Here is a 13,793-nt window from a genome sequence, read left to right on the forward strand (position 1 = left end):
GTCCTGCGTTGTTGTTACAGGGTCTTTACTTCAATCAGGCAGCGCGACACTGGATCGGTGCCCGACGACCAATCTCGAGCCTTAGCTCGTCACCCTGGCCACGCACCGCAGTCGGACCATTGGTGTAATGAAAACCAGACGCAGTGCGCTGCTGTTGTAGTTCATGCGTCTCGCCTTGCCTGACCAGCACGGCAACACCCTGCAATGCAAAGAAGCGAACTTCTATCTCTTCACCGTTTTCACAGGAAAATGACACCCGGCGCTGTGCGGTCGGCTCCCCTGTTGCACCCGGCTGCGACTGCAGGACTACCCAGTCAATCAGATCACGTGCCAGTCTGTCAGCAGCTGCACCCAGCGCGCGTGTCGACTCTGCCGGCTCAATTGTGTTCAACGGCTCACGTTCTTCGAAGCGGCGGCTGGCAATGATTCGTCGATCGGACGTGCTGATCAACAAGGCATCATATTGAATCAGGGCCTGCGGGCTGGCACCGTCTTCGATCTGAAACGCGCGCAGCATGCCGCCCAGCTCCAGGCGCGACTGCAGTCCTTCGCTGGCAGCACTGAGACCAGCCACGCGGCCGTCACGCCAGAAAGCATCCAGCACCCAGTCTCGCCACAGCAGTGGCACGGGCGCTATCCAGCGCGCCTGTGGCAAGGCCTGGATCTGACCATTCGACAGTGCCACCAGCATACGGCTACCACTCAGCGCCTCACTGGTCACCGGGCGATCAATGCGCAGACTGTCGACGCCGTCACCACCGGTTGCCGTTCGCACTGTGCTGGCCGGGAGTTCATAGAGATCAATTGGTTCGCGTTCGGGCAACACATTACAGGCCCCCAGGAACATTATAAGTGCTAGGGTAAAAATGTTTCTCATGGCTGGTATTCCCGGATATTGTCACTACCCAGCACAAAATTGGCGGGGTCATCAGAGATGCGGCGGGTGATGGCATCAACATTGTTCAGAATGCTGCGCAGCTCGCGCATGGCTGGTCCCAGTTCAGCAAAACTTTGGGCACCGGCGCGCAGCGCTGGTTCACTTTCCCGCAGCATTTGATTCAATTGCTCGCTTGTCATTCTAAGTTCGGCGATTGCATCACTGGCGCTACCCAGCATGGGCTCCTCGTAACGATCCAGAGTGGCATCGACACGCTGCATCAACTCATTCATCGCGCGGGCACCATCAGCCAGATCGCTTATACCCGAGCGCACATTATCCTGCTGATCCGCCAGCGCGCCCGTAACAGCCTCCACATTGTCGAGCACACTCGATATGCGTTGCGCATTTTCTTCTGAGAGCAGGCTGTTGGCGCGCTCCAGCAATGTCGACATATCCAGCAACAGTTGCTCACTGGTCAAGCGTAATTGCGCAAGCGAGGAAGCCGTCGCTTCGATGACGGGCATGTCGCCATTGTCGGCGGTCAGTCGCGGGCTTTCCGGCAGCCCCTGACTCAGTTCAATGGAAGACGCACCGGTCACATTCAGCAGTGTCTGCCTGGCTTCTGTGTCCACTTTGATGGGCGTGTCGGCTTCAACCCAGATACGGGCGCGAACAATGCGTGGGTCTACTGGGTCAAGATCCAGCCGCTCGACAGCGCCGACACGGATGCCGCTGTACTGCACCGGGCTGCCGACCGACAGTCCGGATACGGGCTCGCGAAACAGTACCTGATAGTAGTCTATTTCCCGGTCGGCGCCGGCACCGGTTATCCACAATGCAAAGCCCAGCAAGGCAGCACCTGCACCCAGGGTGAACAGGCCAACCAGAATATAGTGTGCCCGCGTTTCCATCAGTTCCCTCGCTCGTTGGCAGCAACGGCGGCTGCCGCTGCACGGCCTCTCGGCCCATGAAAATATTCCTGAATCCAGGCGTCATCCACAGCCGCAACCACATCCAGTGTATCGTTAACCAGGACTCGTTTTTGCGACAGGACAGCCACCCGGTCACAGGCAGTGTACAACGTATCCAGATCGTGTGTAATGAGGAAGACAGTCAGGTCAAACGCGTCCCGGACGGTAACCAGCAATCGGTCGAAGGCAGCAGCACCGATTGGGTCAAGACCGGCAGTGGGTTCATCCAGAAACAGAATGTCCGGATCCAGCGCCAGCGCGCGGGCCAGCGCCGCTCGTTTGACCATGCCACCGGAAAGATCTGAGGGCAGCAATTGCGCGGCATGTTCGGGCAAGCCGGCCAGCGCAATCTTGACCCGGGCAATGTCATTGGCATCTGCTCGCGACAAACCGATGGTTTCTATCAATGGCAACGCGACGTTTTCTTCAACAGTCAGCGACGAGTACAGGGCACCGCGCTGAAACAGCACACCGATGCGGGGCTCCATATCGGCTGATTTTCCAATCAGGGACACCGTACCCGCATTAGGTTGATGCAGACCTGCAATCGACCTCAGCAACACTGACTTGCCGGCACCAGAACCACCAACGACTCCCAGGATTTCGCCGCGCCGCACGTCAAGATCCAGATTCTGGTGCACAACATGGGTGCCAAACCGGTTCTCCAGCCCGCGCACTGTGATCACTGAGGTTTCAGACGAACTCATCTTTACCATCCCATCTGCATAAAGAACAGGGCGGCAACCGCATCCAGCAGGATCACCACAAATATGGACTGCACAACAGCGGAGGTGGTGTGCTCCCCAACTGACTGCGCGCTGCCTGCAACCTTCATTCCTTCCAGACATCCAATCAGGGCTATCAGCATGGCAAACACCGGCGCCTTGCTGATACCCAGCAGCATATGACGAATCGGTATATCCTGCACAATCGTCAGATACTGCGCGAGAGAAATATCCAGTGAAGCGGCGGCGACCACAGCCCCGCCCGCCATACCGGCCATGATCGACAGAAAGGTCAGCAGAGGCAGGACAATGACCAGTGCCAGGACCCGCGGCAGCACCAGTAGTTCAATCGGGCTGAGGTCCTGAACGCGCAGCGCATCCAGCTCTTCGTTTATTTTCATGGAGCCGATCTGTGCTGCAAATGCGCTGGCTGTGCGACCCGCCAGCAGAATTGCGGCCAGCAGCACACCCAGTTCCCGCATGAAGGCGTAGGCAACCAGATCCACTGTATAAATGGTGGCGCCAAAATCGGCCAGAACAGTGGCGCCCAGAAACGCAACAACAGCGCCGACCAGAAAATTGAGCAGCATGACAATGGGCACCGCATTCAGGCCGGCATGATGCATCTGCGCGGTCAGCGCCGTCCAGCGCCAGCGCCAGGGGCGCGGGATCAATGAGGCAAGGGTTACCAGCGTAACGCCAAGAAAGTCCAAAAACTGTAATACCTGACGCCACCCACGCATTGTCCAGGCGCCCAGATCGGCCAGCGAGTCGGTAAGCCGCCAGCGCTGCGGAGGTGGGCTGGCTTTCTGCGACGCAACGGCCTGCGCGACAGCCTGGAGCAGGGCCTGACGTTCTGGCGAAAGCCCGTTGGCAGACTGGGTCAGTTTTGCAAGCGTCTCGGCACCAAACAGATTCAGCAATATGGTGGCGCCCGAGGTATCCATGGCCGAGACCTCATTGGCATCCAACTGCAGACTGGTGTCGTTTGCTGGATCGACATCCGGCATCTGAACACGCCTCAGCCGTGAGTAATTCGCCAGCGTCCAGTCGCCGCGCAATATCACGCGTGGCGACTCGCCACGATCCAGCGTCAGCAGTTCATCGATCACTGTAGGCCTACCAGGCGACGTCGCATGAATCAGTCCAGAATCCCGGTTTCGTAACCATCCAGACTGGCCGTATTCTTCTCCTGCCAGTACTGCTCAATGGCGGGCCGACCGCGATTGTCAGCCCATTTTGTCAAAGTGGGGCGCTCGCCGGTCATTTCGTAGAAGGGAACCGCGTAGCCGCAGGATGTCAGCACCAGATCCAGCTCAACCTCAAATATCTGACGGGCACCGGTAAACTCGGGGAACAGCGCCAGATGCTCGCCCCATTGCGCATCACGCGAGTGAATCACGCTTGCCTGCCCGTAAAGACGCAGTATCAAAGGTTGCCGATCGAAGGAGCAGAACATCAGCGTCATGCGCGGATTCTGCAATATGTGCGCGGCGGTTTCGTTACCGCTGCCGGTTAAATTAAGCCAGGCAACCCGCTTGGGCCCCAGCACTCGAAAACTGTCCATGCCTTTAGGCGATACGTTTACGCGACCCTCTGGTCCCGCAGTGCCAACAAAAAAGAGATGCTGACGCTGGATAAATTCAATATGCGTTTCAGTCAACGCGGGAAACTGCTCGGCCATGGGCTTCTCCTTTGACTGCCTGGGCTGCCTGCCTGGGCAAACTACTGGCACCATCTGCAGGGGCTGGCTGCGATAGACCGGCCATCAAGGCAGATAGCCGGTGTTCAGCATACTACAGTCTCGGGTAGTCAAACAGGTGCTCAGCCCGCGGCAAGCCCCATTTCTCGACGCAGCTGGGTGGCGGCAGCAACCATCTGCTGCAGCGCCGCCTCTGTCTCTGGCCAGCCGCGGGTTTTCAGGCCGCAGTCGGGGTTGACCCAAAGATGCTGGATCGGCAACTTGCGCGCCATACGTCTCAACATGGCCTTGATCGCGTCCACTTCCGGAACGTTCGGCGAATGTATGTCATAAACCCCAGGCCCAATCTGCGCCGGGTAGTCAAAGTCTTCGAAGGCCTGAATCAGATCGCCGTTGGAGCGCGCGGTTTCAATCGTGATGACGTCAGCGTCCAGTGCCGCGATTGCCGGCATGATGTCATTAAATTCCGAGTAGCACATGTGCGTATGAATCTGCGTCGTATCGCTCACGCCTGCAGCACTGAGACGGAATGCATTAACGGCCCATTCGAGGTAGTGAGCGTGCGCCTGTCGACGCAGTGGCAAACCCTCACGCAAAGCCGGCTCATCAATCTGTATCACGTTGATGCCAGCCGCCTCCAGATCACGCACTTCCTCTCTCAGTGCCAGCGCAATCTGCAACGCGGTTTTTTCGCGTGGCTGATCATCGCGGACAAATGCCCATTGCAGCATGGTAACGGGCCCGGTCAGCATGCCTTTGACCGGCTTTTTGCTAAGCGACTGCGCATAGCGCGCCCATTTGACTGTCATGGGGGCAGGGCGTTGAACATCACCAAAAATGATCGGCGGCTTGACGCATCGCGAGCCATAACTCTGAACCCAGCCGTTGCGAGTTGAAGCGTAGCCATCGAGCTGCTCGCCAAAATACTCGACCATGTCATTGCGTTCTGCCTCTCCATGCACCAGCACATCGAGTCCCAGGGCTTCCTGGCGCTGGATGGCATCGGCGATGTGATCCTGCATGTATTGCTCATACGCCTCAACGCCTATTTCACCCTGTTTGAACTGCCTGCGTGCTTTGCGTATTTCCTGCGTCTGCGGAAATGAACCGATGGTTGTCGTTGGCAGCGGCGGCAGCGACAGATGCGCCTGCTGTTTCCGAATTCTGTCGGCAAAGGGACTATGCCGCTGAAAATCTGTTGCATTGATGTCCCTCACAGCCTGTTGAACTGACGGCCGATGTATCAGTGAGGACTGGCGCCGTGCCAGCACACTGTCTCGGCTTTCCTGCAGCCATTGTCTGGCCCTGTCTGAATCGGGCGCCGTCAAAAGACTGGATATGAAAGTCAGCTCATCAAGTTTTTGCCGGGCAAACGCAAGCCAGCCCAACAGGTCACGGTCCAGCGCAGTTTCTTCGCGAAGGTCGACCGGACAATGCAGCAGAGAACACGACGGCGCCAGCCATAACCTTGCTCCCAACCTGTCGTAAGCACGTCGCAGCAGATCACGGGATTTCTCCAGATCGTTGCGCCATATATTGCGACCATCCACGATACCCACCGACAACACCTGATGCACTGGCAGATTATCCAGCACCGTGATGAGCTGTTGCGGGGCACGGACCACATCAATATGCAGCCCGGCGACCGGCAAGTTCACTGCCGTATTAAGATTCTCGTCCAGCGCACCGAAGTAAGTACTTATCAACAGTTTGGCTGGCACCGTACGCAGCGCGTGGTATGTCTGCTCAAATGCCTTGTGCCATACACCGGGCAGATCCAGCGTCAGAATGGGCTCATCAATCTGCACCCAGTCCGCCCCGGCATCCACCAGGGCCTGCAGCAGTTGCTTGTAAACCGGCAACAAATCAGACAGCAGGCTCAGCTTATCGAATCCGGATTGCTGCGACTTGCCAATCCAAAGATAGGTCAGCGGACCAATGATGACCGGCTTGGCTGTATAACCGGCGGCCACGGCTTCCCGGGTCTCATCAATGATTTGTGTCCAGCTCAGGGCGAATGTCTGGCCAGACGCCAGCTCCGGCACCAGATAGTGATAGTTGGTGTCGAACCATTTGGTCATCTCGGCAGCAACCGCCGGCTCGCCGCTCGGTGCACGGCCTCGGGCAACCCGGAACAGCGTGTCCAGATCAATATCGTCGCCATCGTCTGAGCGCTGGCTGCGATGCCTCGTTGGCAGGTGGCCCAGCGTGGCGGACATGGTCAATACCTGGTCGTACCAGGCAAAATCACCGGTGGTCACCATATTCAGGCCAGCTTCCTGCTGCGCCTGCCAGTTCTGCTGTCGGATCTGGCGGCCAGTCGCTAACAGTTCCTGCTGGCTGCTGTCGCCACGCCAATAGGCCTCAAGCGCGGTCTTTAATTCCCGATGTGCGCCGATGCGAGGATATCCAAGCGTGTGGCGTACAATCTGTGACGGCTCTGATGGCCGCGTGTCTGTGAAATGCATAACAATCCCCTGTAAAGTCAGGGGCGCTATTGTGCCGATGCCAATAAATTGAATAAACTTCATATTTCTCAGAAACAATATGAATTTTATTCATGATAGTAGAAATCAGACACCTTAAAACCATGCAGGCACTGCGCGACACGGGTCGCCTGACCGATGCGGCCGAACGTCTGTGTGTGACGCAATCGGCCCTCTCACATCAAATCAAGGAGCTGGAAAGCCGACTCGGCTGCGAGCTGTTCCTGCGAAAGACCCGGCCACTGCAATTAACTGGTCCGGGACGCCGATTACTGGCACTGGCAGAACAGGTTCTGCCGCTGATTACCGGCGCCGAACATGATATCCAGCGCATGGTGCACGGTGACGCGGGCCGACTGTACATGGCCATCGAATGTCACAGCTGTTTCAACTGGCTGATGCCCACCATCGAAGCCTATCGCAGCAACTGGCCGGCTGTGGACCTGGATTTCTCAAGTGGTTTCATGTTCGACCCATTGCCAGCCTTACACAGCGGGGAGCTCGATCTGGTCATCACATCTGATCCGCGCGACTACAAATCACTGGCTTACCTGCCGCTCTTTCAGTACGAAATGCAGATCGCAGTGGCTCCTGATCATGCGCTTGCCGGTCAGGCTTTTGTATCACCCGGCGACCTGGCACAGGAGACCATCATTACCTACCCGGTGGAGCGTCAGCGATTAGACGTGTTTAATGCCTTTCTGAATCCAGCCGGCGTGGAACCTGCAGCGGTGCGCACCACAGAATTGACCGTCATGATGATTCAGCAGGTTGCGAATCACCGGGGAGTATGTGCCCTGCCAAATTGGGTCCTGGATGAGTATGTACGACAAGGTCTGGTCGTGGCTTTACCAGCCACGAAAGCAGGTCATTGGTTAACGCTGTATGCCGCCGTTCGCGCGGAGCAGGAGAACACTGCCTACCTGCAGAGTTTTGTGCAGAGCGCCCGGTCGCACTGTCTGGAAACATTGCGTGGAGTTCGCAACGGCTGAACCTGAATTCGATTAGATGACCACATCAAACAGCGCACCAATCCCATAGGTTACCAACATCGCGGCAGCACCCCAGAATACAACACGCAACACCGGCTTTAATGGCGCGGCACCGCCCAGGTGGGCTGCCAGATAACCAAGCACAGCCAGTGACATCAGTGCCGAAAGGCTGACGGCCAGGGTAAGTGCTGTCAACGGCAGCATGACAGCCACCAGTAACGGTAACGCAGCTCCTGCCGAAAATGTCAGCGCAGAAGTCAAAGCCGCCTGGAAAGGACGGGCGTTCACCGCTTCTGTAATACCGAGTTCATCCCTTGCATGCGCAGCCAGAGCGTCACGTGACATTAATTGTCGAGCAACTTCCCGGGCCAGTGCCGGTTCCAGACCTCTAGCCTGATAGATCCCTGCCAGCTCAGCCTGCTCCTGCTCTGGCTCGGCGGCCAGCTCCTTTCGCTCCTGAGCCAGGTCAGCCTTTTCAATGTCAGCCTGCGAGCTGACTGAAACATACTCGCCAGCAGCCATCGACATGGCACCCGCTACCAGGCCAGCCAGCCCCGCGATCAGAATACCTCTGGCGTCTGCGCCAGCGGCGGCAACACCCACAATCAGACTGGCGGTGGAGACGATACCATCGTTAGCACCTAGAACCGCCGCTCGCAGCCAGCCGCTGCGATTGATTCTGTGTTTTTCAGGATAGGTCATTGGCTCAGACCAAGGTCAATACATCCGGAAGTCAACACTTCGACCGATGCGCTGCAGTGCTTTTAAATCCTGCTCAGTTTCGATGGTCATAACAGTGTCCTCATTGAGGCTGTTATACCCCGGTGGATATCAAACCGCAATCGGCCAGACTGGTTGCGGGCCGTCCGGGTCGCTGTCGTCAGGCTGGGCGTTAGTTTGCAGGTAGTCCAGGATGGCTGCTTTCAACGCCTGACCACCTTCGAGGCCCTGGTTGCCAAACAGGCGATTGAACTCCAGAACGTAAGGATGATCACCTACCAGCGCTATATCGAAACCGGCGTGGTTAACGCCCAGCTGCCGCGCCAGCCTTAACGCCAGATCAGTCGCTGCCGCCGGCACCGGGCTGTGGTCTATGCGGCCACCCTGCGCCACATTATTGTAGAACCCTCGATCCGACTGGGTACGCCAGTATGCAGTAATGACCTTGTCACCCACAATTACGACACGAACATCACGGTCTATGGGCAGATACTCCTGCACATAAAGTACCGATGTTTTTTCGCAGTACTGTTGCCAGTCCTGACGGCTGCTGATCAGCCAGACACCTTCGCCCATGCTGGCCTTGGGCAGCTTGGCAACAAACGGCAGTGGCATAAGATCCCAGAGCCGCTCGCGCGCTTCGGCACAGTTATTTTCTATGATCGTCCATGGCGTGTGCGCCGGCGCAACCAGCTCAAACGCGCGCGTCATCTCAACCTTGTCGTGACCAATACGATAACTGGCCTCGCTGGGAAATACCCGGCAATTCAGGCCATAAACCAAAGCGTTAAGTTGCCAGTATTCGGGATACAACACCCAGTCAGCGTGGCTCAGCAGTTCCTTGTGCTGAAAAATATCCTGGGGTTTAAGAACGGTTGTATTGGGAAAGCCGAGAGTTCGGAAGACGTCGAATGACACCAGGTTCATGTTTGCGCGCACGCACAGGAAAAAGTGCGCATTCTATTGGGATTTTTGAATCTGGCAAGTAGTTTTGTGTGTGAGTGAGCTGGTCAGTGAGGAAAGCAGAATCAGAGTGTAGGCCGTCACCTCAGTAAGTTCTTCATAAAACGCTGGGTGTTCGACGCCCTGATAGCCTTCAAAGAAGGCCGCCAGATACAGAAGCAGTCCGGCTGCGACCAGCATCATACCCGCCGGCGTAACCGCGAACTGCAGGGCCTCTTTAAGGTAATGCCTGAAATCAACATAGAGCGCATAGGCGAGTAATGCGCAGAAAGCCACTGCCAGCAGGATATTGCGGCCAGTGCCCGAGGTGAGTGTGATAACAGCTGGCGGCAGGTCGAAATCTTCAACATCGAGCTCGCGCACAATAAAGCTGTAACATAACAGCGCGCATGACAGCATCAGTAGCGTGTTGTATCGACCGTTGCGCGATAGCGTGACGATAAAGGCAATACAGGCTGCCGAAAGTAAGATCACCTGAGTCGTCTCAAGCAGACCGTATTCGGCATAGATCCGGGTTTGCCCATTGCTCAGGGCTAGAAGAGCCCAGGCAGCGTAAGCTGCCCAGGCAATCGCAAAGGCGCTATAAAGAGTCAGTAGTGGCCCAGCTGGCTTCGCCATCCGTCTCCCTGTGTGTGGCGGACGTTATTTTTTACGTGAACCGCAGCGCTGTTTCAGGCGTTACAGGTTCCCCCAAACTCATCGCCGCCACCACAGTAAGTGTGATGCTGAAGCTGCAGGTGCAATCCATCTGGGTCTGAAAAATACACTTCCGGAGTACCATCCGGCTCTGCACCCCCACGCTCTGGCATACGCATGGTTACCCAATGCTGCAGCGGAGCAGGTTCACCGTCGCCGCGTGGCGACAGGCCGTACTCGGTGAGCCTTTCCAGTACCGAGGCTACTGTGAAGTTTTCCATATTTAGACTGACATGATCGATGCGCCCGGTTTGTGCCGGTACGCCATCCTGCATGCCGCCCACAAACATCAGAAACTGCGTGCCATTACCAAGACCCAAGGTTGGAAACTGCGCCTGGAAAGCCTGATTCTCCAGTCCGAACAACCTTCTATAGAACTCGTTGCTCAACTGATAGTTGGCGACAAAGGTTGTCAAATGATTGATCTCTCGCAGTTCGATCAGGCCTTCAGTGGGCGCAGGTTCTGGTGTACAGCTTTCGTCACCGGCACCGCAGTCATCCGGGCTGGAAAGTTTGATTGGTACACCATCGCGGTCCGCCACAAAAAGTTCGTGATTGTCCGCCAGCATGGTATCGCTTTCACCCGGCAGTCGACGCAGCCAGGTCATATTGGCGCGCTGCATTGCAGAGGTGCGACTGTCGTAGAAACTGTCCACGGTACGATTGATGCCATGCTCAGAAAGCAGACTCTGCAACTGATAACGGGTGTATCCGGGAACTCGCAGTCCGAAGTTACTGATATTGGGCTGCTCACCCTCGCGGACCTGAGCCAGCGTGAAATACTGCCCGTCATTGCCTACGCCCAGCGAGACTGTGTCGCCGATGCGGGTAAGGACAGGACAGCCAAACAGGCCCTGGTAGAATTCCACGGATCGGTCCAGGTCGCTGACCCGGAGCTCAAAACTGTGCAGACCCGTTGTGGGTATGGGTTGCGCACCCGCCTGTTGCGCCATCGCGCGCATAGCCAGAGGCATGGCTGGTAATGCCAGCAGCAGGCTGCGCCTGGACATGGCCGGCAGTTTCAGGTGCTTGGCTTTGTCTGTGTGTGATGCCATTTTAGGTCTCCCCATCATCGGTGTGATGGTTTGAGCATAATGCGCACGAGGTCAAGAGTCCAGCGGACAGGCGCCGCTGCCAGTTACCGGGTACAGCTTATGCGGCACCCACCAGACAAAAAAAGCCAGGCCAACCAGCTCTATCAGGGACTGAAAAACAACCACCACAGCTGTCAGCTCATACGACGCTGGCAGCGCTAACGCCAGCGGCAGCACAACAAAGGAATTACGACTGCCCAGACTGAAGGCAAGCACCCGGCCCTGCCCTGAAGGCAGCCTGAACCAGTGGCTGATCAGCCTGGAGAGCAGCGCGGCCGCCAACAGAAACAGCACAAAAACCAGCGCCAGCTGCGCCAGAATCGGCCAGGCCGCAATGACTGTTCGCACCTGTGCTGCGGCGATACAGAAAACAACCAGTGCCAGAAGGGGTACCGGCAACCATGCCAGGCGACCAAGAAGCACAGCGCGATCGTCGCGCCGGCTGCACCAGTGCTCGGTAAGCATGGCAAAAAACAGTGGCAAAACAATCAGCCCAAGAAACGCTATCACCAGCTCCTGACGCAGGACATTACCAGCAATTTCATTGTCCAGAAATAACCACAGGTACACCGGCAGCAGCAACAATTGCAGCAGCAGGCTCACCGGTGTAAAAGCGATAGCGTGACGCGTGTCTCCTCTACCCAGGTGCGTAAATGTCACGAACCAGTCCGTGCACGGCACCAGCAGCACCAGTGCAATGCCCAGCTGTACCGCCGGTTGCTCTGGTGCCAGGCGCAGAAGCAGCCATACCACCATGGGCAGCAGGATAAAGTTGCCAATAACCGCAGCTGTCAGAAACCGGCTATCCGAGAAAGCCTGGTGTAGCTTGGTGAGCGGGACCTGTGTGAAGGTTGTATAAATCATCACTGCCAACAGGGGCCACAACAATGCCGGCAGCATTGATTCCAGCACGGGATAATTCAGCCCTGCCAGCAGCCCGGCACTGATGGCGGACAGGTATAAATAGACCTGGTACTTCTCAAACGTTTCGCGTTTCAAAGCATTCGCCTGAATATGCCATCGCCACGTAGCATATGTCGCATGGCCGCCGCGATGTGTCCTGCCAGCAACACGGCCAACATCAACGCGAAAACACCGTGAATCGCAAAAAGCCGTTCTGCCAGCTCTGTGTCCTCGGGCACTCCCGGCATGGCGGGCAGATAGAAATCACCCACAATGATCAGCGCCGGGTAGGCAGTAACACCAGCCCATCCCAGCATTGGGGTGATGATCAGCAACACATAAATGCAGTGATGCAGGCTTTTGGCTGCTATCTGTAAAGACCGCGGCAAGGTCGATGGGTACGGCGGGGCACCAACACGAATTTTCAGGCCAATACGAACCAGCATCAATAACAGGACGGTAAAACCCAGAGCCTTGTGTGAGCTGTACAGAGTGTTGGTCAGTGAGCCCCAGATATTGGCTTCCGCCCGGGAGGCCATCCACAAACCGACTGGCAGCAGAGTCAGCACCATGACTGCCATAAACCAGTGCAGCACGCGCCATCCGATCGGATATTTTTGAATCTGGGACATGAACGTCTCCTGTTTTTCGGTGAACTTGCCAGGCACCCGCTTATCGCCGGGGTTCGGAGGCGATTCGCTCCAGCAGTGTCTGGCAGATTTTCTCACCATGAGTATTCTGGGGAAAATGGCCGGCATCCTGCAAAGGATCAAAACTTGCGCCCAACTGGCTTGCCCACTCGCGTCCCCATGTTTCTGTGAATACGTCATCCTCGCAGCCCCAGATGAAATACACCGGTTTCTGCCAGTTCAACAGCAACCGATAATGCAGGGCTTGCGCAGCGGCATTGCCACTATGGTAGTCCAGTGCCGGAATAGAAAGCGGGAACCGACGGTAGCCGTTAAAAGCCTCATCGGGCAATCCCCGATAGGGCGCTGAGAATCCTCGATACATGCTCTGGGCGCCGTCTTCAAGCGGCGGTGTTTTGCGATTGACCAGCGCAGGTATAACAATGTCACGTGGCGCCAGCCCACTGCTTAGCAACAGCAACAGCGCGACGTCGGGACAGGGTCGATCGAATAGTCCACCTGAGCGCCAGTGATTGAACCACTTTCGGATACCGTCCGAATAGTGAAACCCTGGGTGGTGCAACCAGGTATTCATGATCAACAACCTGTCGAAGCGCTCGGGCATCATTGCCGCCTGCGCCAGACCAGTGGGGCCACCCCAATCCTGACACACCAGGGTGATGCGCTGCAGATCAAGCTCGGCAATCAAACTGGTGAGGACTTCGGTATGCCTGGCAATGGTATACCAGTGAGGGTCGACGGGTTTGTCGGATCGCCCGAATCCCAGATGGTCAGGTGCTATGCAGCGGTACCCAGCAGCCACCAGCAATGGAATCATGTCGCGGTACAGATAGGACCAGGTCGGCATACCATGCATCAACAGCATGACAGGACCATCGCGCGGTCCTTCGTCAATATAGTGTTGACGCAGATCCTGCCACTGGTGGTAGTGCGGCTCGAACGTAAAATCATTCAAGTCAGCAAAGTTGGCATCAGGTGTCCGTATAAACTCGGTCATGCCCGCTTGTTCTC

General features: G+C 56.7%; 14 protein-coding genes. 1 reads left to right on the forward strand and 13 read right to left on the reverse strand.

Annotation, left to right across the window (positions count from 1 at the left end; translation table 11 throughout):
* Positions 1-34: 34 nt before the first annotated feature.
* The 6 genes from LVD14_RS01670 to metE all read right to left on the reverse strand — a co-directional run bounded on the left by LVD14_RS01670 (position 35) and on the right by metE (position 6,746).
* The gene (locus LVD14_RS01670) at positions 35-877 is read right to left on the reverse strand and encodes an ABC-type transport auxiliary lipoprotein family protein (RefSeq protein WP_237132287.1); all 843 of its coding nucleotides are present in this window, start codon (positions 875-877) and stop codon (positions 35-37) included.
* On the reverse strand, positions 874-1,791 hold the full coding sequence (locus tag LVD14_RS01675; RefSeq protein ID WP_237132288.1) for an MlaD family protein: 918 nt from the start codon (positions 1,789-1,791) through the stop codon (positions 874-876). Before LVD14_RS01675 ends, LVD14_RS01670 begins: the two co-directional genes overlap by 4 nt.
* Positions 1,791-2,558 carry an ABC transporter ATP-binding protein gene (locus LVD14_RS01680; protein ID WP_237132289.1) on the reverse strand — a complete coding sequence of 256 codons (768 nt, stop codon included), beginning with the start codon at positions 2,556-2,558 and terminating at the stop codon, positions 1,791-1,793. The genes LVD14_RS01675 and LVD14_RS01680 overlap by 1 nt, the downstream gene beginning before the upstream one ends.
* Positions 2,559-2,560: 2 nt before the next feature.
* Positions 2,561-3,685, reverse strand: coding sequence for an MlaE family ABC transporter permease (locus LVD14_RS01685; protein WP_411268261.1), 1,125 nt, complete (start codon positions 3,683-3,685; stop codon positions 2,561-2,563).
* Positions 3,686-3,717: 32 nt separating this feature from the next.
* On the reverse strand, positions 3,718-4,260 hold the full coding sequence (locus LVD14_RS01690; RefSeq protein WP_237132291.1) for a pyridoxamine 5'-phosphate oxidase family protein: 543 nt from the start codon (positions 4,258-4,260) through the stop codon (positions 3,718-3,720).
* A 140-nt stretch (positions 4,261-4,400) separates the two neighbouring features.
* A complete protein-coding gene (gene metE / locus LVD14_RS01695; RefSeq protein ID WP_237132292.1) occupies positions 4,401-6,746 on the reverse strand; it encodes a 5-methyltetrahydropteroyltriglutamate--homocysteine S-methyltransferase in 2,346 nt (781 codons plus the stop codon).
* 95 nt (positions 6,747-6,841) lie between these two features.
* Here metE and LVD14_RS01700 point away from each other — a divergent pair, with 95 nt between their 5' ends.
* On the forward strand, positions 6,842-7,756 hold the full coding sequence (locus tag LVD14_RS01700; protein ID WP_237133392.1) for a LysR family transcriptional regulator: 915 nt from the start codon (positions 6,842-6,844) through the stop codon (positions 7,754-7,756).
* A 12-nt stretch (positions 7,757-7,768) separates the two neighbouring features.
* Here LVD14_RS01700 and LVD14_RS01705 read toward each other — a convergent pair whose 3' ends face one another.
* The 7 genes from LVD14_RS01705 to LVD14_RS01735 form a co-directional block, all read right to left on the reverse strand.
* The gene (locus tag LVD14_RS01705; protein WP_237132293.1) at positions 7,769-8,458 is read right to left on the reverse strand and encodes a VIT family protein; all 690 of its coding nucleotides are present in this window, start codon (positions 8,456-8,458) and stop codon (positions 7,769-7,771) included.
* 129 nt (positions 8,459-8,587) lie between these two features.
* Complete coding sequence (locus LVD14_RS01710) at positions 8,588-9,403, reverse strand: RimK family alpha-L-glutamate ligase (RefSeq protein ID WP_237132294.1); 816 nt, start codon at positions 9,401-9,403, stop codon at positions 8,588-8,590.
* Positions 9,404-9,436: 33 nt separating this feature from the next.
* Complete coding sequence (locus tag LVD14_RS01715) at positions 9,437-10,057, reverse strand: hypothetical protein (protein ID WP_237132295.1); 621 nt, start codon at positions 10,055-10,057, stop codon at positions 9,437-9,439.
* 53 nt (positions 10,058-10,110) lie between these two features.
* Positions 10,111-11,190 carry a VOC family protein gene (locus tag LVD14_RS01720; RefSeq protein ID WP_237132296.1) on the reverse strand — a complete coding sequence of 360 codons (1,080 nt, stop codon included), beginning with the start codon at positions 11,188-11,190 and terminating at the stop codon, positions 10,111-10,113.
* 51 nt (positions 11,191-11,241) lie between these two features.
* Positions 11,242-12,228, reverse strand: coding sequence for an arsenic resistance protein (locus LVD14_RS01725; protein ID WP_237132297.1), 987 nt, complete (start codon positions 12,226-12,228; stop codon positions 11,242-11,244).
* Entirely contained in the window at positions 12,225-12,764 is a 540-nt protein-coding gene (locus tag LVD14_RS01730; RefSeq protein WP_237132298.1) for a cytochrome b, read from the reverse strand. Before LVD14_RS01730 ends, LVD14_RS01725 begins: the two co-directional genes overlap by 4 nt.
* Positions 12,765-12,804: 40 nt before the next feature.
* Positions 12,805-13,779 (reverse strand): alpha/beta fold hydrolase, encoded by a 975-nt coding sequence (locus LVD14_RS01735; protein WP_237132299.1) that lies wholly within the window; start codon positions 13,777-13,779, stop codon positions 12,805-12,807.
* Positions 13,780-13,793 lie beyond the last annotated feature (14 nt).

It is taken from the genome of Pseudohongiella sp. O18 (assembly GCF_021729085.1).
In the GTDB taxonomy this organism is placed as follows: Bacteria; Pseudomonadota; Gammaproteobacteria; order Pseudomonadales; family Pseudohongiellaceae; genus Pseudohongiella.

Bases quoted from the DNA above. Each gene is read 5' to 3' on its own strand.
- LVD14_RS01690 (WP_237132291.1), bottom strand. From the start codon at position 4,260: ATGGCCGAGCAGTTTCCCGCGTTGACTGAAACGCATATTGAATTTATC.
- LVD14_RS01735 (WP_237132299.1), bottom strand. From the start codon at position 13,779: ATGACCGAGTTTATACGGACACCTGATGCCAACTTTGCTGACTTGAAT.
- LVD14_RS01710 (WP_237132294.1), bottom strand. From the start codon at position 9,403: ATGAACCTGGTGTCATTCGACGTCTTCCGAACTCTCGGCTTTCCCAAT.
- LVD14_RS01670 (WP_237132287.1), bottom strand. From the start codon at position 877: ATGAGAAACATTTTTACCCTAGCACTTATAATGTTCCTGGGGGCCTGT.
- LVD14_RS01680 (WP_237132289.1), bottom strand. From the start codon at position 2,558: ATGAGTTCGTCTGAAACCTCAGTGATCACAGTGCGCGGGCTGGAGAAC.
- LVD14_RS01675 (WP_237132288.1), bottom strand. From the start codon at position 1,791: ATGGAAACGCGGGCACACTATATTCTGGTTGGCCTGTTCACCCTGGGT.
- LVD14_RS01730 (WP_237132298.1), bottom strand. From the start codon at position 12,764: ATGTCCCAGATTCAAAAATATCCGATCGGATGGCGCGTGCTGCACTGG.
- metE (WP_237132292.1), bottom strand. From the start codon at position 6,746: ATGCATTTCACAGACACGCGGCCATCAGAGCCGTCACAGATTGTACGC.
- LVD14_RS01720 (WP_237132296.1), bottom strand. From the start codon at position 11,190: ATGGCATCACACACAGACAAAGCCAAGCACCTGAAACTGCCGGCCATG.
- LVD14_RS01715 (WP_237132295.1), bottom strand. From the start codon at position 10,057: ATGGCGAAGCCAGCTGGGCCACTACTGACTCTTTATAGCGCCTTTGCG.
- LVD14_RS01705 (WP_237132293.1), bottom strand. From the start codon at position 8,458: ATGACCTATCCTGAAAAACACAGAATCAATCGCAGCGGCTGGCTGCGA.